The 21,281-nt window shown below is 39.3% G+C and carries 20 protein-coding genes; 19 read left to right on the forward strand and 1 reads right to left on the reverse strand.

Going from position 1 to position 21,281, the window contains the following annotated elements; genetic code table 11:
- Window positions 1-100: 100 nt before the first annotated feature.
- The 17 genes from FBD94_RS22075 to FBD94_RS22155 all read left to right on the forward strand — a co-directional run bounded on the left by FBD94_RS22075 (window position 101) and on the right by FBD94_RS22155 (window position 17,170).
- Window positions 101-1,009 (forward strand): DUF6427 family protein, encoded by a 909-nt coding sequence (locus FBD94_RS22075; protein WP_235884593.1) that lies wholly within the window; start codon window positions 101-103, stop codon window positions 1,007-1,009.
- 74 nt (window positions 1,010-1,083) lie between these two features.
- Window positions 1,084-1,836: a type III pantothenate kinase gene (locus tag FBD94_RS22080; protein ID WP_136881813.1), complete on the forward strand. Its 753-nt coding sequence runs from the start codon at window positions 1,084-1,086 to the stop codon at window positions 1,834-1,836.
- Window positions 1,799-3,118 (forward strand): outer membrane protein transport protein, encoded by a 1,320-nt coding sequence (locus tag FBD94_RS22085; RefSeq protein WP_235884594.1) that lies wholly within the window; start codon window positions 1,799-1,801, stop codon window positions 3,116-3,118. Before FBD94_RS22080 ends, FBD94_RS22085 begins: the two co-directional genes overlap by 38 nt.
- Window positions 3,119-3,136: 18 nt before the next feature.
- The gene (locus FBD94_RS22090) at window positions 3,137-3,745 is read left to right on the forward strand and encodes an LptA/OstA family protein (protein ID WP_225874719.1); all 609 of its coding nucleotides are present in this window, start codon (window positions 3,137-3,139) and stop codon (window positions 3,743-3,745) included.
- A 72-nt stretch (window positions 3,746-3,817) separates the two neighbouring features.
- A complete protein-coding gene (locus FBD94_RS22095; protein ID WP_136881814.1) occupies window positions 3,818-5,914 on the forward strand; it encodes a peptidylprolyl isomerase in 2,097 nt (698 codons plus the stop codon).
- A 160-nt stretch (window positions 5,915-6,074) separates the two neighbouring features.
- On the forward strand, window positions 6,075-6,590 hold the full coding sequence (locus FBD94_RS22100; RefSeq protein WP_136881815.1) for a DUF2480 family protein: 516 nt from the start codon (window positions 6,075-6,077) through the stop codon (window positions 6,588-6,590).
- 28 nt (window positions 6,591-6,618) lie between these two features.
- A complete protein-coding gene (locus FBD94_RS22105; RefSeq protein ID WP_136881816.1) occupies window positions 6,619-7,395 on the forward strand; it encodes a DUF3108 domain-containing protein in 777 nt (258 codons plus the stop codon).
- 4 nt (window positions 7,396-7,399) lie between these two features.
- Window positions 7,400-7,963 (forward strand): DUF3109 family protein, encoded by a 564-nt coding sequence (locus tag FBD94_RS22110; protein ID WP_131609377.1) that lies wholly within the window; start codon window positions 7,400-7,402, stop codon window positions 7,961-7,963.
- A gap of 63 nt (window positions 7,964-8,026) precedes the next feature.
- The gene (rfbA, locus tag FBD94_RS22115) at window positions 8,027-8,887 is read left to right on the forward strand and encodes a glucose-1-phosphate thymidylyltransferase RfbA (protein WP_131609375.1); all 861 of its coding nucleotides are present in this window, start codon (window positions 8,027-8,029) and stop codon (window positions 8,885-8,887) included.
- Between the two features lie 429 nt (window positions 8,888-9,316).
- Window positions 9,317-10,579 carry an L-fucose:H+ symporter permease gene (gene fucP, locus FBD94_RS22120; protein WP_136881817.1) on the forward strand — a complete coding sequence of 421 codons (1,263 nt, stop codon included), beginning with the start codon at window positions 9,317-9,319 and terminating at the stop codon, window positions 10,577-10,579.
- Window positions 10,536-10,871 (forward strand): L-rhamnose mutarotase, encoded by a 336-nt coding sequence (locus tag FBD94_RS22125; protein WP_131609371.1) that lies wholly within the window; start codon window positions 10,536-10,538, stop codon window positions 10,869-10,871. The genes fucP and FBD94_RS22125 overlap by 44 nt, the downstream gene beginning before the upstream one ends.
- The gene (locus tag FBD94_RS22130) at window positions 10,871-12,529 is read left to right on the forward strand and encodes a UxaA family hydrolase (RefSeq protein WP_131609369.1); all 1,659 of its coding nucleotides are present in this window, start codon (window positions 10,871-10,873) and stop codon (window positions 12,527-12,529) included. The genes FBD94_RS22125 and FBD94_RS22130 overlap by 1 nt, the downstream gene beginning before the upstream one ends.
- 9 nt (window positions 12,530-12,538) lie before the next feature.
- The gene (locus FBD94_RS22135; protein ID WP_131609368.1) at window positions 12,539-13,303 is read left to right on the forward strand and encodes an SDR family NAD(P)-dependent oxidoreductase; all 765 of its coding nucleotides are present in this window, start codon (window positions 12,539-12,541) and stop codon (window positions 13,301-13,303) included.
- A 47-nt stretch (window positions 13,304-13,350) separates the two neighbouring features.
- A complete protein-coding gene (locus FBD94_RS22140; RefSeq protein ID WP_136881818.1) occupies window positions 13,351-14,679 on the forward strand; it encodes an alpha-L-fucosidase in 1,329 nt (442 codons plus the stop codon).
- A gap of 10 nt (window positions 14,680-14,689) precedes the next feature.
- Window positions 14,690-15,547, forward strand: coding sequence for a fumarylacetoacetate hydrolase family protein (locus tag FBD94_RS22145; protein WP_136881819.1), 858 nt, complete (start codon window positions 14,690-14,692; stop codon window positions 15,545-15,547).
- A complete protein-coding gene (locus FBD94_RS22150) occupies window positions 15,534-16,364 on the forward strand; it encodes an amidohydrolase family protein (RefSeq protein WP_136881820.1) in 831 nt (276 codons plus the stop codon). Before FBD94_RS22145 ends, FBD94_RS22150 begins: the two co-directional genes overlap by 14 nt.
- 17 nt (window positions 16,365-16,381) lie before the next feature.
- Entirely contained in the window at window positions 16,382-17,170 is a 789-nt protein-coding gene (locus FBD94_RS22155; protein WP_131609360.1) for an SDR family oxidoreductase, read from the forward strand.
- Window positions 17,171-17,460: 290 nt separating this feature from the next.
- Here the strand turns inward: FBD94_RS22155 and FBD94_RS22160 are convergent, their stop codons facing one another.
- Window positions 17,461-19,236, reverse strand: coding sequence for an aminopeptidase family protein P (locus FBD94_RS22160; protein ID WP_136881821.1), 1,776 nt, complete (start codon window positions 19,234-19,236; stop codon window positions 17,461-17,463).
- Window positions 19,237-19,326: 90 nt separating this feature from the next.
- On the opposite strand from FBD94_RS22160, the gene FBD94_RS22165 reads away from it, so the two are divergent.
- Both FBD94_RS22165 and FBD94_RS22170 read left to right on the forward strand, forming a co-directional pair.
- Window positions 19,327-19,908: an RNA polymerase sigma factor gene (locus FBD94_RS22165; RefSeq protein WP_136881822.1), complete on the forward strand. Its 582-nt coding sequence runs from the start codon at window positions 19,327-19,329 to the stop codon at window positions 19,906-19,908.
- 130 nt (window positions 19,909-20,038) lie between these two features.
- Window positions 20,039-21,223: a FecR family protein gene (locus FBD94_RS22170; protein ID WP_136881823.1), complete on the forward strand. Its 1,185-nt coding sequence runs from the start codon at window positions 20,039-20,041 to the stop codon at window positions 21,221-21,223.
- The last annotated feature ends 58 nt before the right edge of the window (window positions 21,224-21,281 follow it).

Genomic DNA, 21,281 nt, shown 5'->3' on the forward strand with positions numbered 1-21,281 from the left:
TTGCTTTACTTTGCTTTCGTAAAGCGGCATGATCAATCAATTTAGAAATTTAAACCCCATAAACCTGCTCCTGCTATTCGCATATACTTTTTTTATGCGCATGGCTATTTTTGCAGACCTTCCACCTCAACTGAATTTCGAGTTTTTAGAATCTTATACCCGGTTCTTTATTAAAATACCGGTACAAAGTTTCTTTTCTCCGGTAAGCAACGTTTTTTTTGCAGGCATTTTGATTTATGTCCAAGCCATTCTGTTCAACCGAATGGTAAATAATCATGGCTTATTGAATCGCCCGGGGTTTTTACCCGCCCTGATGTACATTACTGGCGCAAGTTTATTTATGCCTTTTTTGGTATTGAGTCCTACATTGATCTGTAATTTTCTGGTCATCTGGATGATGGATAAGTTTTTGAAGATTGGCAAATCGCCAAATGCGATCATGATTATGTTAGATATTGGGATGATCATCGCCATTGGAACATTGATCTACTTCCCCTTTATCGTGATGCTGGTGATGATTTGGCTGGCCTTACTGCTATACAGATCCTTTAACTGGCGCGAGTGGGTATCTGGCTTGGTGGGATTCTTAACCATTTTCTTTTTTGTAGGTGTATTTTATTACTGGAACGATAGTTTGTCCATGTTTTACAAGATATGGCTGCCACTTGGTAATAAATTTCCGTCAGTTTTTAAGATCAATTATAACGACTATTTAGTGTTGGTGCCTGTTTTGGTCATGATGGTTTTGGCGGTACTTCAATTGAGAGAGAATTTTTTCAGGAGCTTTATCAGCACCCGTAAAGCATTTCAGCTGTTATTTTTTATGTTCATCGTTAGCATTGCCAGCTTTTATACCAAACCTGATTTCAGATTATATCACTTCTTATTGTGCGTGCCTTCGGGTGCCGTATTGCTTGCTTATTATTTTTCAAATGCAAAAAAGAGATGGTTTTATGAAAGTCTGTTCCTGATCCTGGTTTTTGCCATTCAATACTTTTTGTTTGTTTAACTTTTTTTAACAATTTGAGACCTTGAAACTAGCTAAAGATTGATAGCTTTGTGCAATGAACTTTGGAGCCGTTAATGCATAATCTGGTTATAGATATAGGTAATACAAATAGTAAACTGGCTGTTTTTGATGAAAAAACAATGGTTAACTACCAGGTTCTTAAAGAAATTGTACCTGCTGAACTGATCAACCTCATAAAACAATACCATATAGTTAATTCATCTATTTCCAGTGTTAGTGAAGATTTATTAGACGTAATTCATGTTTTGCAATCAAACACAAATTACATCCCATTTTCTACCAGCATCAATACGGGAATAAAGAATAATTATCAAACACTTTCTACACTGGGCTTAGACAGATGGGCTAAAGTAATAGCCGCCAATCGCTGCTACCCCGGACAAAATTGTTTGATGATCGATTCAGGAACATGTATTACTTATGATTTACTGAACAGCAATAGCGAGTATTTTGGCGGGAGCATTAGTTTAGGGATTGATATGCGTTTTAAAGCGCTTCATCATTTTACAGGCAGATTGCCATTGGTAAAATGGGAGGAGGAGGCAGAAATACCTAAAGGTACGGATACCAATTCGGCGATTAAAAATGGTGTTTTACAAGGAGTAATAAACGAAGTCGAGGGTTTCATATCGGCTTATAATAAAGAAAATAAAGGCCTGACGGTATTGTTGACAGGGGGTAATGCAGCTTTTTTGCTAGAACAATTAAAAAACAGCATCTTTGCGCCTCAAATTACACATGATCCGTATTTGGTATTAAAAGGATTAAATGAAGTTATTGCATTTGAATATGTACAAAAAAATTAATTATATAGTAGCCGTTATGATCTTGTTAACCAGTGCTACTGTAAAGGCACAGGTTACTTCACAATCACCATATTCGAGATATGGTCTTGGAAATGTTAAAGGGTTGTTGTTGCCTCAGTTTAGGGCAATGGGCGGCATCTCTACAGGCGTTTTCAAACCTAGCATGTATTTCAACAATATCAACATGCAGAATCCGGCAACTTATTCGGGCATTACATCAGCAACAGTTGATATGGGGCTGACCGGAACACTTAAGACTTTGAAGAGAGATAACGCTAGTGAAGGTAGCTTTAATGCTACTTTAAACCATGTAGCCCTTGCTTTTCCAATTAAAGCGGGCCGTACAGGACTGAGCTTTGGTTTGTTGCCATACACAGAACTTGGGTATGAGAATAGCAATACCGGAAAATTGGACAATGATACCAATTCCGTGACTAGGCTGTTTTCCGGAGAAGGTGGATTGACAAAAGCTTACATGGGAATTGGTCAGCAATTTGGTGATCACTTTAGAGTAGGTGTAAACGTAGAATACATTTTTGGAAACATGGTGGAGAACCGCGGATTAGAACTACAAAGTATCGGATCTGTGAACACCAAGCAACAGGAAAAAAATAGTATCGGTGGTATTGGTTTCTCTTATGGCGCTCAATATGAGATTCCATTAAGCCTTAAAAGCCGCATCACAATCGGTTATTCAGGCTCTTCACCATCTTCAATAAACTCTAAAAGGACGTTTTTGGTAACAAGATATCTTAGACAGAGCACTGGAGAAGAAGGAACAGCTATTGATACGCCGATTTTTGTTGAAAACGGTTCTGCAAAGTTAAAACTGCCTTTAGTTCATAATTTTGGAATTAGCATACAGAAAGATAACAAATGGTTGATCGGTGCAGATTATAGAATGGGAAATTGGTCTAAATTGAGTATTGATGGGGTGAACAACGGCCTTAATGACAGCTGGGGAGCTTCAATAGGTGGACAGCTTACGCCAGATATGACCTCAATTGGAAGTTACTTTAACAGAGTAGACTATAGATTAGGTTTTGCTTATGATAAGACCTATATCAATGTAAAAGATCAGGATATTAAACAAATGGCCGTTACTTTTGGTCTAGGCCTTCCGCTTGGATATACCAGATTTGCGGTTAGTAAACTTAATTTTACAACGGAACTGGGTAGAAGAGGAACATTGACCAATGGTCTGGTTCAGGAAAATTATATTAATTTTCATTTAGGAATTACACTTAACGATACTTGGTTTAAGCGATTCAAGTTTGACTAATGAACTCATAATAAGTTTATGAAAGCTTTATCAGCATTAAAAAATACACATACCTGGATGAAAAGTCCGGGTATGGTTTTTTGTATAGCAATGCTTTGTGTTGTTCAGCTTTCTCTGAGCTCATGTGGCGATGATGATCTGAAAAAGGTAGCAAAACTTTCAAAAAAAGTTAGTCTGGATACGAACAGGACCCTCGGTGTAGAGATTATTTATAGTGATTCTGCAAAAGTTAAGGCCAAAGGATTTGCCCCTGTACTGGATAAGATTACCCCCGCAAGTGGTGCCATGTTTCAGGAGATGCCAAAAGGCGTAAAGATTCAATTTCTGGATGACAAGCTGGCTATTACTGGGTCTATTACTTCAGATTATGCCATTATGAAGGAGGCTGAAAAGCTAACCATTTTTAAAAGAAATGTGGTTGTAGTGAACCAGTCGCTGACTTTTAATACAGAAGAGCTGACCTGGGATCAGAATAAACAAATGTTTTTTTCACCTAAAGGAATAGTGACCAGGCCTGATGGCTCTTTTGCCAATGCGGTTAACTTTAGCGCACCTCAGGACTTTAGTTATTACACGGCTGGAAGTGGTTACGGTGAGACTTATATAGACGAAAAATTGGGCGAATAATTTAATGTTTTCTTTTTTTCGCAAAAGTTGTATCTTGCGCGCTCTTAAAAAAGAATTATAAATAAGAATATTATGGGATTAATGACATTTTTGCGTAATCGTGCTGGCTATATTTTGATAGGAGCCATCGGTTTTGCAATTGTTGCATTTTTAGTTGGCGATGCAATTAACGTAGGGAAGCCTTTTTGGGCCGAATCTCAGAAAGTTGTAGGATCAATTGATGGTGAAGAAATTAGCATAGATCAATTTGGTCCGAAAGTAGACCAGAGTTTAGCTCAGTTTAAACAACAATATGGGGGTTCCGGCAATGCGCAAATGCAAGCTATGGCTGTAGATAATGTATGGCAAGGTGAAGTAGCAAGTGTCCTTTTAGGTAAGGAATATGCTCGTTTAGGTTTAATTGTATCAGGTGATGAATTGTTTGACTTGCTTCAAGGAAAAAATCCAAGTCCACTGATTGTACAGTATTTCGGTAATCCTCAAACTGGCGAAGTAAATCGTGCTGAAATTATAAACTCACTGAAAGAACAAGGTAAAAACCCTCAGTTAAAACAACAGTGGGATCTTTTGCAAGTTGAGATCGAGAAACAAGCATTACAGAAAAAATATGCCAACTTAATCAGCAATTCTATTTATGTAACCACTTTGGAAGCAAATGACGAATATCTGAACCGTAATAAACTGGCAAGTTTTAAATATGCATTGTTGGATTATGCATCAATTCCTGATGCAACTGTAAAACCAACAGAGTCTGATTATTCAGATTATTACAACGAAAACAAAAAACGTTTTGAAAACCCTACAGAAACTCGTTCATTCGAATATGTGGCTTTCAGTGTAAACCCAACGAAATCCGATTCTGCAGCAGTAAAAACGCAGGTAGATAAATTGGCTGCTGATTTCAAAATCGCTGGAAATGACTCTTTATTTGCAGCAGTTAACTCTGATGTGAAAGTTCCTTATACTTATATGTCTAAAGGTAAATTGGATCCTGCTATTGATTCAGTAGTATTTAACCTTCCTGCAGGTAGTTTTTATGGACCTAAATTCTCAGGTAACTCTTACAAAATAGTTAAGGTTATTGATACTCGTTTCTCACCAGATTCAGTAAAAGCAAGCCATATCTTAATTGACCCATCTAAAATGGGTGGTAATGATAAAGCGATAAAATTGGCTGATTCATTGAGAACATTGGTTCAAAATGGTGGTGATTTTGCTAGCCTTGCACGTCAGTACAGCGTTGATGGTTCTAAAGATAAAGGTGGCGACTTAGGTACATTTAGCCGTGGTCAAATGGTGCCTGTATTTGAGAATGCAGCATTCAATGGCAAGCCGGGTGATCTTAAAGTGGTGACTTCTCAATTTGGTGTACACTTAATTAAAATCGAGAAACAAATTGGTTCTTCAAAAGTAGCTAAGCTTGCTTACATAGAGAAAGGACTAGTTTCTAGTAATAAAACAAGAGATGCAGCTTATAAAAAAGCAAACAGCTTCCTAAACGAAGTTAAAGGTGATAATTTTGCTGCACTAGCGCAAAAAGGTGGTTATACAGTAGGTGTAGCAGATAAAGTGACTCCAACTCAAGGTTTTGCTCCAGGTTTAGATAACCCACGTCAATTGATCCGTGATGCTTATGCAGCAGAGAAAGGTGATATCTTGAAAGAGGTTTATCAAATGGACAATGCTTATGTAGTAGCTCATGTAACCGATGTGAAGCCAAAAGGTCAACTTTCGTTAGAAGCAGTTAAAAAAGAAATTGAGCCAATGGTTCGCAATGCAGTTAAAGCTAAAATGCTTATAGAAAAAGCAAATAAAGCTTTAGAAGGTGCAGCTAAAATTGAGCAGGTGGCTCAAAAATTAGGTAAGCAACTTAATCCTGTAGAGAACATTGTATTTGCTAACCCAATTATTCCGGGTGCATCTCAAGAAAATAAATTGGTTGGATCTGTATTCGGTTCTCAGCCAGGAAAAGTTTCAAAACCAGTTGATGGTAACATGGGCGTATATGTGTTTGCAGTAGATGGGTTTAGCAATCCAGCTGCATTGTCTAACACTTACAAGCAAAAAGAAACGATGATGGCTGCTAATGCTCAGCGCTCTTTAGGTGCAGCATTCCAGGCATTACAAGATAAAAGCAAGATAAAAGACAATAGGGTGAAATTCTATTAATCTTATTTTACGTAATTTTGTAGCCGGAAGCCTAACAGCTTCCGGCTTTTTTGTGCGTTATATGTCATCTTGAGTTCGTTATGCCGGTGAAGGCCGGTATCAGGAATCTCATTTAACTAGCTTTGAAGCCAGTTTTGATCTGGTTAATAATATTGAGAACATGGATATTCAGGAAAATTTCGTTAATAAAGTGGCAGCAAGTGGTTTGATTACACTTAACCTTGAAGATTATTTTAATCATGGTGAACGTGTTGTCTACGACATAAAGGAGAACCTTTTTCATGGCCTGATGTTAAGAGAAAAGGATTTTAGAGCATTTATAAAAGAGAATGACTGGTCTGCCTATACCGGTAAAAATGTAGCAGTCATTTGTAGTGCAGATGCAATTGTACCAACCTGGGCGTATATGTTGTTGGCTACTAAAATGAAGCCTTATGCCAATGAAGTCTCATTTGGAAGTTTGGAGACATTGGAGGCGGTCTTATTTACCAAAGCATTAGCTAAAATAAATTTAGATGACTTTGCAGGAGAACGCGTTGTAATTAAGGGTTGTGCAGATATAGACGTTACAGTTGCTGCTTACGTAGAAATCACCAATTTGTTGACCCCGGTTGCGAAAAGTATTATGTACGGTGAGCCATGTTCTACCGTGCCGATTTACAAGCGCAAAGATTAATTGGTTTGCTTTTTGTTTTAACTCAGCTATGAGAAGATCCCTATTGTTTGTAATTGTCGTATTTCTGAGTTTTAAAGGCCTTGCCCAGGAGCTGCCTTTTGTGAAGGAACCCGTTTTTCAGGCGGGAGAAGTATTGAAGTATAAATTGAAATATGGTTTTATCACTGCTGCCGAAGGCCAAATTCGGGTGCAGGAATCAGATCTGAAATTTGATGGTGAGCCTACTTATAAATTATTAGTTGATGGGGCGACTTCAGGCACCTTCGATATTTTTTACAAAATAAGAGATCATTACGATTCGTTTATTGATAAGGACAATTTAAAGCCTTATTTCTACCAGGAGAATATACGCGAGGGTGGATACCGTAGACAGGATAAGGCAAGGTTTCAACAGGAAGAAAAGAAAGTTGTGGCTACACAGGGTACATTTAAAACCCCCAATACGCAGACTTTTGATTTGGTGTCGGCCTATTATTTTGCCCGGAGCCTGGACATCTCGAAAATGAAGTCGGGCGATTTTGTGAAGTTGAATTATTTCCTGGGTGATGAAATTAGTCAGCTCGAAATTCAATTTGTAGGCAGGGAAGTGGTTAAAACTAAACTTGGTAAAATAAAGTGTTTAAAATTTAGCCCTTCTATAAAGCCTGGGCGAGTTTTTAGAAAAGATAGTAAATTATACCTTTGGATAACAGATGATGGAAACAGGGTGCCTGTGAAGGCTCAGGTGGAGATTATAGTTGGATCTGTAACCATGGAGATTAAATCGGCAGATGGATTGAAATATCCATTGGCCATAGTACAATAAGAAAATGATAGAAGTACAGAATACGCTGGTTCATGAGGACGTCATTACGGAAAGTTTTGTATGTAACCTGAACAAGTGCAAGGGCATTTGTTGTGTGGAAGGAGATGCGGGTGCGCCGCTTGATGTAGCTGAAACCGCTATTCTCAAAGATATTTATCCAAAGATCAAGCACCTGCTTGAAGCTAAAGGAATTGCCGCTATTGAGGCGCAAGGCACATCTGTGGTAGATGCTGATGGCGACCTGACTACGCCCTGTGTGGATGGGAATAAAGAATGTGCGTATGTCACATTTGAAAATGGAATCACTAAATGTGGGATAGAGAAAGGGTATGAGCAAGGCCTGGTAGACTGGCAAAAGCCAATCTCTTGCCATTTGTATCCAATCAGGATTACCCAATACCCTGAATTTGAAGTGTTGAATTATGACAGATGGCACATTTGCCATGATGCTTGTTCATTCGGAAGAGAGCTGAAAGTTCCTGTATATCAGTTTTTAAAAGGACCACTGATTAGAAAATATGGTGCTGAATGGTATGCTGAACTTGAAAATAGTGTATCTTCGAGATAAGTAATGCCTGAGCTAATCAAATTAAAAATCAATCTTAAATATTAACCTCAAATATAATATAACTTGAAAGGAATAATTCTAGCCGGAGGAAGTGGTACAAGACTACATCCTTTAACCTTGGTTATGAGCAAGCAAATGATGCCTGTTTATGATAAGCCAATGATCTATTATCCATTATCTATCCTGATGTTAGCCGGCATCAACGAAGTGCTGATCATTTCTACACCTCATGATTTGCCAAACTTCGAGAAGCTATTGGGAGATGGTTCGAAGCTGGGCTGTAAGTTTTCTTATGCTGTGCAAGAGCAGCCTAATGGTCTAGCTCAGGCATTTGTGATCGGTGCTGATTTTATTGGCACGGATAAAGTCGCATTGGTATTGGGTGATAACATTTTCTACGGTGATGGAATGTCAAAACTTTTGCAATCCAGTGCAGACCCTGAAGGTGGGGTTGTATTTGCTTACCGGGTTTCTGATCCGGAGCGTTATGGAGTCGTAGAATTTAATGAGGAGAATGTGGCGATCTCTATCGAAGAGAAACCCGCTCAGCCAAAGTCTGATTATGCCGTTCCTGGATTGTATTTTTACGACAATAGCGTTGTAGAAATTGCTAAAAATATTAAGCCTTCTCCAAGGGGCGAATATGAAATTACGGATGTAAATAAAGTTTATCTGGAGCAAGGGAAATTAAAAGTTGGGGTATTGAGCAGAGGCACAGCCTGGTTAGATACCGGAACTTTTGCTTCTTTAATGCAAGCTGGTCAGTTTGTGCAGGTCATAGAAGAACGTCAGGGATTGAAAATTGGTTGCATTGAAGAGGTTGCTTACCGTATGGGATTCATTGATAAAGAACAGTTAGGAGTGATTGCTGAGCCATTGGTGAAAAGTGGTTATGGGGAGTATTTGCTCAAAATTATTAAATAGTAAAATGACCGTTCTCTTCTACGGCTGCATTACTTCGCTGAAGGAGCGAAGAACGCTGAGGCCGTTTCAGAGAAGGTAATTTTACTTTTAAACATGATGCACAAAAGGGAGTTTACAAACGAAATGGTTGTTTACTCTTAAGCATGATGCATAGATAAATGTTTTTGTATTGCAGTATAAGATTTAAGCTTCGGGTAACCGAGGCTTTTTTGTTTTACACTTTGTGCGGTTTTTTCCTTTTTGAATCTTGTGAGGAATAAAGTTACCTTCTCCGAAAAGGCCTAGGAACTTTGCCTTTTTCAGGCAAAGATTCCAGCCTTAGAGGAGAATGGTCACTTTATATGCTAAAATCGTTTAATGATATGATAATATCATAAAATAATTACTGCTAGAATTCGCGTCCTTTGAATAACCAAATAATTAAACCCGATGACGAAAAATAAATATCTTTTCCCTTTTATCATGATTACCTCATTATTCTTTATGTGGGGCTTTGCTTATGGATTATTGGATGTGCTTAATAAGCACTTTCAGGAAGCACTTGATATCACAAAAACTAGGTCTACTTTATTACAAGCTGCCTATTTTGGCGCTTATTTTCTCGTTGCCTTACCAGCAGGAATGTTCATGAATAAGTATGGTTATAAAAAGGGGATTATTATGGGACTCCTTTTATACGCTGTTGGTGCATTTTTGTTTTATCCGGCGGCAGAGCAGGCGAGTTTCAATTCTTTTTTACTTGCCTTGTTTATACTTGCATCAGGATTAGCTTGTTTAGAAACAGCCGCCAATCCGTACGTAACTGTACTTGGTTCACCGGAGACTTCAGCTACCAGGTTAAATCTATCTCAATGTTTTAATGGGGTAGGATCTTTCCTTGGGCCAATTATTGCTTCCTACCTGTTTTTTGGTGAAAGCAACAGTTCAGGAGGTAGTAACCTGGACTCGGTTAAGCTGATTTATGTAATTATAGGCATATTGGTCTTGCTTGTTGTAGGTGTATTTTTGAAGATCAAATTGCCTGAAATTAAAGAGAGCGAAATTGTTAGTTCCTCGGAATTAAATAAAAGACCTTTATTTAGCCATAGTAATTTTGTATTGGGAATTGTTGCTCAATTCTTTTACGTGGCGGCTCAGGTTGGGATAGCAACTTTATTTATCAACTACTGCACTGAAAGTGGTGTAAAGTTAGATAACGCTACCGCGGCAAAATTACTTTCCGGAGGACTGATTTTATTTACCGCGGGCCGTTTTGTTGGTACAGCCTTGATGCGTGTTTTTGAACCCAATAAATTGTTGGCCCTGTATGCTGTGATAAATGTGCTGTTGTGCGGAGTAGTGATGCTTAATGATGGTTGGATCTCTATCTATGCCCTTATGGCGCTGTTCTTTTTTATGTCTATCATGTTCCCTACAATTTTTGCGTTAAGTATCAAAGATTTGGGGCAGCATACAAAAAAGGCCTCATCTTTCATTATTATGTCTATTGTAGGGGGGGCACTGGTGCCTTATGTGATGGGAAGTGTTGCGGATCATTATTCCACTCCTATATCATACATTGTACCATTGATTTGCTTTGTAGTTGTTTTTCTATATGGCTTACAAGGATATAAAGTTAAAAAGTCCATAAAATATAATTTAAACAATAATGAAGAGATACTACCTAACGCTGGACTTGATACCCAACGATAAATTGATTGCTGAGTATGAGGAGATGCATCGTAAAGTGTGGCCGGAGATTATAGAAAGTATAACCAGTGCCGGGATTGAAAATCTGGAGATTTATAGAACGGGCAATCGCTTGTTTATGATTATGGAGGTAAATGATGAGTTTAGCTTTGATCGTAAGTCGGCAATGGATGCAGGTAATGATAAAGTACAGGAATGGGAAACCTTAATGTGGAAATATCAGCAAGCAGTACCTGGAGCTAAGCCTGGAGAGAAATGGATAATGATGGATAAAATATTTGAGTTAAAAGCCTAATGTCAGTAAATACAGTGAAAAGTTTTCTGCAAATCCACCCCGATGACAATGTGTTGGTGGCTTTGCAAGATTTGCCGAAAGGTCAAATCGTAGCGTGGAAGGGTAAGGAGATTACCTTAAAAGATGATGTACGGGCTAAACATAAATTCTTTATTGAGGATCTTTCCGTTGGAGGAGAGGTTTTAATGTATGGCGTGCTTGTTGGAAAGGCGACGGCTTTTATCCCGCAAGGTGGATTGATGACTACCGATAATGTACATCATGCTTCGCAGGATTATGCTTATCGGAAAGTTAATTATGAATGGCAGGTGCCAGATGTAACCAAATTTAAGGACAGAACTTTTAATGGTTACCATCGTGCTGATGGTAGGGTCGGGACTGCAAATTATTGGCTGTTTGTGCCTACGGTATTCTGCGAAAACAGAAACCTGGATGTCATAAAAGAAGCCTTATACAATACTTTGGGCTATACTGTAACGGATAAATACAAACAGTTTACAGAGCAATTGTTGGAGGCCTACCAAAATGGAGAGGATATTACCTCATTTAAAATTGATGAGCTTGCCCCTGCGGAGCCTCTTAAAAAGCGCGTATTTAAGCAAGTTGATGGCATTAAGTTTTTAAATCATCAGGGTGGATGTGGTGGTACAAGACAAGATTCTGCGTTGCTTAGCCAATTGTTGGCTGCTTATGCCGATCATCCAAATGTTGCCGGTATCACCATATTAAGTTTGGGTTGTCAGCATTTACAAACACAGAATTTACTGGACGACGTTAAAAAGAGAAATCCTTCATTCGATAAACCTGTCATCATATTTGAACAACAGCAAAGTCAGAGCGAAGAGCAGCTAATTAAAGATGCCATTCTAAAAACATTTGTAGGCTTAGAAGAGATCAATAAGGTAGAAAGGAAACCTGCACCCTTAAGTAAGTTATGTGTAGGAGTTAAATGTGGTGGAAGTGATGGCTTTAGTGGAATATCTGCTAATCCGGCAGTTGGATATACGTCTGATTTATTAGTAGCTTTAGGTGCAAAAGTTTTACTTGCAGAGTTCCCTGAACTTTGTGGGGCCGAGCAGAATTTAATAGACAGGTGTGTAAATGAACCAACTGCGGAGAAATTTATTAGGTTAATGCAGGAATATGATGCACAGGCTCATGCTGTGGGCTCAGGATTTCACATGAACCCTTCGCCAGGTAATATTAAGGATGGTTTAATTACTGATGCGATAAAAAGTACTGGAGCGGCTAAAAAAGCGGGTAATTCGCCAGTAGTAGATGTGTTGGATTATACAGAGCCGGTAACAAAACCTGGACTTAGTTTGGTTTGTACACCCGGAAATGATGTGGAGGCGACTACAGGAAAGGCAGCAAGCGGGGCTACTTTAATTTTATTTACAACTGGATTGGGTACCCCAACAGGAAATCCTGTTTGTCCGGTTATAAAAGTAGCGACCAATACGGCGCTGGCGACAAGGATGAGTGATATTATTGACATTGATACAGGTGCCATTATCCGTGGTGAGAAAACCATTGCAGAAATGGGGACCGAGATTTTGGAATACTGCATTAAAGCTGCAAGTGGAGAGGAAATCCCTAAAGCAGTGTTATTAAATCAAGACGATTTTATTCCTTGGAAAAGAGGAGTTTCATTATAATTATAAAAAATGTTTAGTTTAAAAGGAAAATCAGCAATTATTACAGGTGGAGGAAGTGGAATTGGCAAGGCAATATCAGTGCTTTTTGCCAAACAGGGTGCTCACGTCCATATTATAGAATTGAATGCAGATGCAGGTTTACAAACTGTAAATGAAATAAAGGCCGAAGGCGGATCAGCCGATGCATACGGTTGTGATGTCAGCAACCAGGAAGCTGTTGTTAGCATCTTTAAGCAAATCGGAAAAATTGATATCTTAGTGAATAATGCGGGCATTGCCCATATTGGAAGAGCCGATAATACCAGCGAAGCCGACTTTGTGAAAGTATTTGATGTAAATGTTAAAGGAGCTTATAACTGCTTGTATGCGGCTATTCCGGCAATGAAAGCACAAGGTTCAGGAGTAGTGCTAAACATGGCTTCTATTGGCGCGGTAGTGGGCTTGTCAGACCGTTTTGCTTACTCTATGAGTAAAGGGGCGATTTTCGCGATGACGATGTCTGTAGCCAAAGATTATATGGCTGAAGGGATCAGGTGTAACAGCATTTCTCCAGCAAGGGTCCATACCCCTTTTGTAGATGGTTTTATTGCTAAAAATTATGCGGGTCAGGAAGCTGAAATATTCGAGAAATTGTCGAAAAGTCAGCCAATAGGCCGGATGGGGAAACCAGAAGAAGTAGCTTCATTGGCGCTTTATCTGTGTTCGGAAGAGGCTGGTTTTGTAACTGGAAACGATTATCCTTTAGATGGAGGATTTATTAAGTTGAACAACTAAAACCCCAAACGCGTAACCTACCATTCATAACTCATAACCAAAAAAATATGAAACTACGCTTGATTATCTTACTTTTTGCGATGAGCTGCTCGTTTGGCTTAAAGGCGCAGCAGTACAGCCCAACGGCCGAGAACCTTGCTTCAAGAAAGGATTTTCAGGACATGAAATTTGGGATGTTTATTCATTGGGGGGCTTTTAGCGTCCTGAGTGATGGCGAGTGGGTGATGAACAATAAAAATATCAAAGTAGAGGACTACAAGCGGCTAAAAGGGATTTTTAATCCTACAGCCTTTGATGCAAAAAAATGGGTGGATGCGGCAAAAGGTGCCGGTATGAAGTACATTACACTGATTACCCGTCACCACGATGGTTTTAGCAACTGGGATACGAAGCAGTCGGACTGGAAAATAACGGAAACACCTTACGGAAAGGATATCGTAGCCGCAATGGCTAAAGAGTGCCATAAACAGGGCATAAAGTTGTTTTTATACTATTCATTGCTGGACTGGTCGCGCACCGATTATCACTACGCCACAGGGAAAACAGGAAAAGGTACCGGACGTACAGAGAAAGGCGATTGGAATAATTATATTGCCTTCATGAAGGCACAGTTAACAGAGTTGCTTACCAATTATGGAGAAATTTCCGGAATTTGGTTTGATGGACATTGGGATCAGTTGGATAATGACAAGGATAAAACCTTAAAATCGAAGGTAGATTGGCATTACGATGAGATTTACAGTTTAATTCATAAGCTGCAGCCGCAATGTATGGTGGGTAATAATCATCATTTATCGCCTATTGCAGGTGAAGATTTTCAAATGTTCGAAAAGGATTTGCCAGGTGTGAATACGACTGGTTTTGGTGGAGCAAGCATTTCTCAGCTTCCACTGGAAACTTGCGAAACGATGAACAATTCATGGGGATTTAGCATCACCGACAGGAAGTATAAAACCGTAAAACAGTTGATCCACTACCTGGTAAATGATGCCGGACGAAATGCCAACTTTTTATTAAATGTTGGCCCGATGCCAAATGGAATCATTCAGCCAGAAAACATTGATACACTAGCTAAAATCGGCGAGTGGACGAAGGTATACGGCGCAAGTATATATGGTACCAGAGGTAACCTTATCGATGTGCAGGAATGGGGTGTAGTTACTGCAAAGGACAAAACTTTATATGCGCATGTGATCAATAAGCTTAAACAGCCGTCCATTACTTTGCCAAAATTAAAGCAAAAAGTGGTTTCTGCTACTTTAATGAATGGCGGTGCTAAATTGAAATTCAAACAAACTGCAGATCAGACAATAATATATTTAGATGGGGTGGCAATGGACGACATTGACACCATCATTGAATTGAAAATTAAATAGGAACAAAAAGATGAAATTAATTAGATGGGGAGCTGCCGATCAAGAGAAAATCGGTGTAATTGTAAACGATACTTGGTATGATACTTCTGCCTTCGGTGGAGATTATAACGAACAGTTTTTTAATGACAATGGATTAGAGAGACTTGCAGAGTTTGTGAAAGCAAATGAAGGTAAGTTAACCGTTATTCCTGCCGGAACAAGGTTAGGATCTCCAATAGCCCGTCCTTCAAAAATTGTTTGTATCGGATTAAACTATGCCGATCATGCCAGGGAAACTAATGCAGCTATTCCAACTGAGCCGGTTATATTTATGAAGGCCAGTACTTCAATGGTTGGGCCTTTTGATAATGTAGTGATTCCTAAAAACTCTGTAAAAACAGATTGGGAAGTAGAGCTTGCCGTAGTTATTGGTAAGAAAGCATCTTACGTTGAAGAGGCTGATGCATTGGATTATGTAGCAGGTTATGCTTTACATAACGATGTATCTGAGCGTGAGTTTCAGTTGGAGAGAAATGGTACATGGGATAAGGGAAAAGGTTGCGATACTTTTGCCCCGCTAGGTCCATTTTTGGCTACTCAGGATGAAATTTCGGATGTGAATAATATGCGTCTTTGGTTGACCGTAAACGGTCAGAAAATGCAGGATGGCAACACGTCTAACTTTATATTTAATGTTCCCTTTGTGGTGGCTTATGTAAGTCAGTTCATGACTTTATTGCCGGGGGATGTGATTTCTACAGGAACTCCTGCTGGGGTAGGCTTAGGCTTTAACCCACCAGTATACCTTAAAGATGGTGATGTGATAGAGTTGGGTATTGATGGCTTGGGTACCTCTAAGCAGCAGGTAAAGAACTATGTTAAAAATTGATTCCCATCAGCATTTCTGGATTTATGATGCGGTTAGGGACAGCTGGATAACGGATGATATGGCAGTATTGAGGGCTGATTATACGCCCTCAACATTGTTACCAATACTTCAACAACATCATTTTGATGGGAGTGTTGTCGTTCAGTCGGACCAGTCTCCTGCTGAGAATCTTTTTCAGCTAAAAAATGCGGCGGATCATTCTTTTGTCAAAGGGGTTGTTGGCTGGGTAGATCTACAAGCTGAGGATATTGAAGATCAACTGGCAGATTTAAAACAGTACGATAAACTGAAAGGGTTTAGGCACATCCTGCAAGGTGAAAAAGACCGCGCATTGATGTTAAAGCCTGCATTTTTAAATGGGATAAGTAAATTACAGTCATACGGTTATACTTATGATATATTGATCTTTCCAGATCAGTTAAAGTATGTCGCAGAACTGGTAGCCAAATTCCCGGATCAACCGTTTGTATTGGATCACATAGCCAAGCCTTACATCAAAGCTGGTAAAATTAAGGAATGGAAAAGGGATATTAGAGCCTTGGCCAAGCACAAAAATGTATATTGTAAGGTGTCTGGAATCGTTACTGAAGCCGACTGGGAACTAGGGGTGGCAACCGATTTTTACCCTTATATGGATGTCGTCTTTGAGGCCTTTGGTCTTGAGCGGGTTATGTACGGATCTGATTGGCCTGTGTGTCTTCTAGCCTCTTCTTATCAGTATACGATTGAATTAATGGAGGGGTATGTCTTCATGTATTCTTTGGATGAGCAGGCGCTCTTCTGGGGAGGTAATGCAACAAAATTTTATAATTTATAATAATAATAAAGCAATCTATGGATCTGCAATTAAAAGATAAAGTGGTTATTGTTACCGGTGGTGCCAAAGGTATTGGAGCGGGTATTGTTAGGGTGCTGGCAAGCGAAGGAGCTATTCCTGTAATTGTTGGTAGAAATGAACAGGATAATTTGAAACTGGCAAATGAGGTGATCGCGAATGGCGGTCAGGCTTTTCAGCTTATAGCCGAACTTGCTAACCCGAAGGATATAGAAAAAGCAATAGCGACTGTTTTGGAGAAGTTTGGCCGTATTGACGGACTGGTAAATAATGCTGGTGTAAATGATGGCGTTGGATTGGAGAGCGGTAATTATGAGAAGTTTGTAGATAGCTTGCATAAAAACGTGATTCATTACTATTTAATGGCGCATCACGCTTTACCAGCGCTTAAGGCTTCCAATGGTTCTATTGTGAATATTGGATCAAAGGTAGCGGATACCGGACAGGGTGGAACGTCTGCTTATGCCGCATCAAATGGTGCAAGGAATGCGTTGACACGTGAGTGGGCTGTAGAATTATTGCCTTATGGTATCAGAGTGAATTCTGTGATCGTAGCAGAGTGTTATACGCCATTGTATCAAACCTGGATCAGTTCAATTCCAAATTCTGAAGAAAAACTGGCCGCCATAAAGGCTAAGATTCCTTTAGGACAAAGGATGACAACAGCTGAGGAGATTGCGAATGCAGCGGTATTTTTGCTTTCTAATGTGTCTAGCCATACTACCGGGCAATTGGTGTATGTAGATGGTGGGTATGTGCATTTGGACAGGTCGATTAGTCCGGCATAAAATATTAAGGGAATACTACATAAAAAATCGGATACACTCTTCAAAGACTGCCTGATCTTAGGCTCCCCGAAAAGGGAGCAAAGCTCAGAAGGTCTTTTCACAGTATATCCGATTTTTTTGTGAATACTGCAGCATGAAAAGCCTGTCAGTTTAGCGAGTTATGCTGTGGTGCAATATTATTTAAAAAGGGAAAGTGCTAATGAAATTCCTAGCGTTGTTCGCCGCTTCTTCAGCGTGCGAATTATGCAGAATTGAATAGCAGATTCCCTTTTTTGTAGTATTTAGCGCTATTAGATAGCTTTAACCTCAGCTTTTAACCAAGCGGCCTCATCTGCATTTAACAGCGGACTTAGCTTTTCAAATACCAAAGCATTGTAGCTGTTTAACCAATCAATTTGTGATTGATCCAGCAATTCTTTCTTTACAATTTTAGTGCTAATAGGCGCGATGGTTAAAACCTCAAAAGCATAGAATTCATTAAATTCATTGCTTACATCAGCAATTGTATTCACCAGGTTTTCGATACGAATACCATGCTTGCCCGGACGGTAAACACCAGGTTCAACAGAAGTGATCATACCCAATTCAACCGCTACAGGAGTAGCGCTAGCGTTAAATACCTGAGGTCCTTCATGCACATTTAAGAAATAACCTACCCCATGGCCAGTTCCATGTCCGTAATTAATGGCATAGTCCCATAAAGGCTTTCTGGTAATGGCATCAATCTGATAGCCGCAAGTACCTTTAGGGAAACGTACTTTACAACCATCAATCATACCTTTTAAAACCAAGGTATAATCGGTACTTTCTTCTTCCGTATTGTTTCCCATTGGGATGGTACGGGTGATGTCGGTTGTTCCATAAAAGTACTGACCGCCTGAATCTACCAGAAACAAACCTTCCGCTTTTACTTCGACGTTACTTTCTTCCGATGCACCATAATGAGGTAAGGCACCGTGTGCTTTGTAAGCGCTGATGGTGTTAAAACTATCCCCTACAAAGCCTTCTTGTTGTTCTCTAAACTTTCGCAATTCAGCAGCTGCAGAAAGTTCTGTGATGGTAATTTTTCCGATATTTTCTGAAAGCCATTTTAAGAAACGAGTGATGGCAACCCCATCCTTAAGCATTGCTGCTCTGGTGTTAGCCAACTCAGTTTCGTTTTTAATGGCCTTTAAGTTCGTCGTAGGATTGGTGTCTTTGATAATTTTAATAGAGGCCGGAATTAATTTATAGAAGGCAAAGCAATTGCGTTTTGGGTCTATAAAAATAGTACTGCTGGCAGGGATATCTAATATGGCCGGCTCAATATCAGTGTAAGACAATACCTCAACACCACTGCTCCATAGGTCTTTTTTTTCTTCGACGCTCAGCTTATCTTCATCCATAAATAGCGTAGCATACTTTTGGTTGATCAAAGCGAAACTTAGTACGACAGGATTATAGCTTACATCTTTTCCGCGGATGTTAAACAACCAGGCTAGGTCATCTAAAGATGAAATTAGGTGATGGCTTGCAAATTGTTTTTGTAAGGCCGTTCTTACCTGGGTCAGTTTCGACCTTACAGACTGACCGATGTGTTTTTCTTCAATTAGAAATGCTTTTTCTGAAGGTAATGCCGGGCGATTTTCCCAGATAGGACTTAAATAATCTTTGCTAGTCAGGCTAATTTCTTTAACAGCGAACTGTTGAGTAAGCAGGTCGCCCAATAAAACAGACAATAATTTATCATCAGCAGCTACTACACTGCCTTTATCTAACTTTTCAATTAACCATTGAATATATTCAGGTGCATGTTGAACTTTTTGCTTCATCAACTCAAAACCACTATCCTTAAGTTCATCTACAGCTTGTTCAAAATAGCGGAAGTCAGTCCACAAACCCGCATGATCATGAGTGATGACTAATGTTCCTGCAGATCCTTTAAAGCCAGAGGCGAAGGGAATGCACTTATAATGTTTCGGTAAGTATTCGCTAATATGAGGGTCGGCAGATGGAATAATGTAGGCATGTACATTATCGGCCTTCATTTGATTGCGTATTTGCGCTAGTTTTTCCTGATAAGTCATAGTCAGTTTTTTTATGTCTGTTTGCAAATTTATAGAAAATATGGAGAAGAAAGCCTAATTTCGTATGGATCCAATCAGATCAATTGAGCCATGCCAGTTTATAGTAATTTCAGTGATGAGGAACTGACCGTTTTGTTAAAACAGGAGGATCAGATCGCTTTTACTGAAATTTACAATCGTTACTGGGCGGAGATGTATTATCATACTTTTCGGATGCTTAGGGATGAGGATAGTTCAAAAGATGTTGTTCAGGACGTTTTCAGTAGCCTATGGTTAAAATCAGCTTCCCTAAATGTGAGTACTAAGTTATCCGGACACCTTTATATTTCTGTAAGGAACAAGGTCTTGAACTTGGTTGCCCAAAATAAGGTCCGGAATGATTATTTAAGCTCGGTAGCGGCTTTTATTACTGAATCAACCAATGATGCATCAGTATTTGATGAACAACAAATATTGGATATTGTAGAGGCCGAGATTCAAAAGTTGCCACCGCGGATGAAAGAAATCTTCGAATTGAGCCGAAAGGATAACCTCTCCCATAAGGAAATTGCAAAAAAATTAAATCTTTCTGACCAGACCGTTAAAAAGCAAGTTCAAAATGCATTGAAAATCATAAAAAATAGACTTCCAATGGTAGAGTCTGGCATTTTTGTGCTTTTTTTTCTGCGCTAGACCCCAATTGGGCCGAATTTAACGCCTTTTAAAAAATATTTTCATATTGTCTACCCCCAAAGGAACTTTCAGCTGTTCTTTCATTTAAATAGGCCATCTGTAATAAGTCTGCCTTCTGTAATAAGAAAGAATGAATAGGGATCAAGCAAAAGAACTCATAGAAAGATATAACGAAGGATTAGCTACCGCCGAAGAAAGGTTATGGGTAGAAAACTGGTACCTGGATGAGTCTCTTAAGTATCAACTGTCTGATCAGGAAAGTAATTTCCTGCATTTAAAAGACGAGATTTGGAATGGTACCCTTGAAAAATCGGGACAGCCTATAAAGCCAAAGGTGCTACGTTTAAATGTATGGTCCCGCATTGCTGCGGCAGTGGTTCTATTAATTGGATGTGGTCTGGGCTTATATTTTTATAATATAGGGCCTAAGCTAAAAGATGGTAATGCAGTGGTAACTGATATTGCACCCGGAGGTAATAATGCTATTCTTACGCTGGCCAATGGAAAGAAAATTGTGCTGAATGATGCTGCTAAAGGAGAAATTTCTAAGCAGTCGGGAATTAGTGTCAGTAAATCTAATGATGGCGAACTGATTTACACAGTCGTTAATGGGGGCGAGGATGTACCAACTGAAAACACGCACAATACAATTTCTACGCCTAAGGGCGGGCAATATACCATCATACTTTCTGATGGGACTAAAGTGATGCTGAACTCGGCATCCTCTGTAACCTTCCCGACATCCTTCAAAGAAGGAGATCGTATGGTCGAGTTAAATGGTGAAGCCTATTTTGAAGTAGCTAAGCATAAAAATAAACGATTCAGGGTAGTTTCAGGTGTACAGACTGTAGAGGTGTTGGGTACCCATTTCAATGTCAATGCTTATGCAGATGAACAAACCATAAAGACAACATTGCTGGAAGGCGCGGTAAAAGTTTCTACACTTAAAGAATCAGCCTTAATTGAACCTGGAGAGCAGGTAGTATTGGATAGAGGCGATGCAAATTCTATCGTTAAACATCGTGTCAATATCAATAAGGAAACTGCATGGATCAATGGTATTTTCTCCTTTGAAGGCGATGATCTGAAATCTGTCATGCGACAGGTTGCCAGATGGTATGATGTCAATGTAATCTACGTAGGGCCGATAAGCGAGGAGAAATATTTTGGAGAAATTTCCAGAAGCAGTAAACTTTCAGAAGTATTTAAAATACTGGAACTCAATAATGTAAATTTTGATGTTGTAGGGAAAACCGTTAAAGTGTCGTATAACCAGCGACCATCCACAGCAACAAGCCCAAAATCAATAAAATAATCAACTTAATCTTTAATCAACTAAACCAACCACAAATGATAAGAAAACTACAATAGAT

This window comes from Pedobacter hiemivivus, assembly GCF_005144565.1.
Classification (GTDB): domain Bacteria; phylum Bacteroidota; class Bacteroidia; order Sphingobacteriales; family Sphingobacteriaceae; genus Pedobacter; species Pedobacter hiemivivus.

Coding starts and splice junctions, on each gene's coding strand:
- FBD94_RS22095 (WP_136881814.1), top strand. CDS start 3,818: ATGGGATTAATGACATTTTTGCGTAATCGTGCTGGCTATATTTTGATA.
- FBD94_RS22130 (WP_131609369.1), top strand. CDS start 10,871: ATGTCAGTAAATACAGTGAAAAGTTTTCTGCAAATCCACCCCGATGAC.
- FBD94_RS22160 (WP_136881821.1), bottom strand. CDS start 19,236: ATGACTTATCAGGAAAAACTAGCGCAAATACGCAATCAAATGAAGGCC.
- fucP (WP_136881817.1), top strand. CDS start 9,317: ATGACGAAAAATAAATATCTTTTCCCTTTTATCATGATTACCTCATTA.
- FBD94_RS22150 (WP_136881820.1), top strand. CDS start 15,534: ATGTTAAAAATTGATTCCCATCAGCATTTCTGGATTTATGATGCGGTT.
- FBD94_RS22105 (WP_136881816.1), top strand. CDS start 6,619: ATGAGAAGATCCCTATTGTTTGTAATTGTCGTATTTCTGAGTTTTAAA.
- FBD94_RS22125 (WP_131609371.1), top strand. CDS start 10,536: ATGAAGAGATACTACCTAACGCTGGACTTGATACCCAACGATAAATTG.
- FBD94_RS22090 (WP_225874719.1), top strand. CDS start 3,137: ATGAAAGCTTTATCAGCATTAAAAAATACACATACCTGGATGAAAAGT.
- FBD94_RS22100 (WP_136881815.1), top strand. CDS start 6,075: ATGGATATTCAGGAAAATTTCGTTAATAAAGTGGCAGCAAGTGGTTTG.
- FBD94_RS22165 (WP_136881822.1), top strand. CDS start 19,327: ATGCCAGTTTATAGTAATTTCAGTGATGAGGAACTGACCGTTTTGTTA.
- FBD94_RS22135 (WP_131609368.1), top strand. CDS start 12,539: ATGTTTAGTTTAAAAGGAAAATCAGCAATTATTACAGGTGGAGGAAGT.
- FBD94_RS22075 (WP_235884593.1), top strand. CDS start 101: ATGGCTATTTTTGCAGACCTTCCACCTCAACTGAATTTCGAGTTTTTA.
- FBD94_RS22080 (WP_136881813.1), top strand. CDS start 1,084: ATGCATAATCTGGTTATAGATATAGGTAATACAAATAGTAAACTGGCT.
- FBD94_RS22140 (WP_136881818.1), top strand. CDS start 13,351: ATGAAACTACGCTTGATTATCTTACTTTTTGCGATGAGCTGCTCGTTT.
- FBD94_RS22170 (WP_136881823.1), top strand. CDS start 20,039: ATGAATAGGGATCAAGCAAAAGAACTCATAGAAAGATATAACGAAGGA.
- FBD94_RS22155 (WP_131609360.1), top strand. CDS start 16,382: ATGGATCTGCAATTAAAAGATAAAGTGGTTATTGTTACCGGTGGTGCC.
- FBD94_RS22145 (WP_136881819.1), top strand. CDS start 14,690: ATGAAATTAATTAGATGGGGAGCTGCCGATCAAGAGAAAATCGGTGTA.
- FBD94_RS22110 (WP_131609377.1), top strand. CDS start 7,400: ATGATAGAAGTACAGAATACGCTGGTTCATGAGGACGTCATTACGGAA.
- FBD94_RS22085 (WP_235884594.1), top strand. CDS start 1,799: ATGAAGTTATTGCATTTGAATATGTACAAAAAAATTAATTATATAGTA.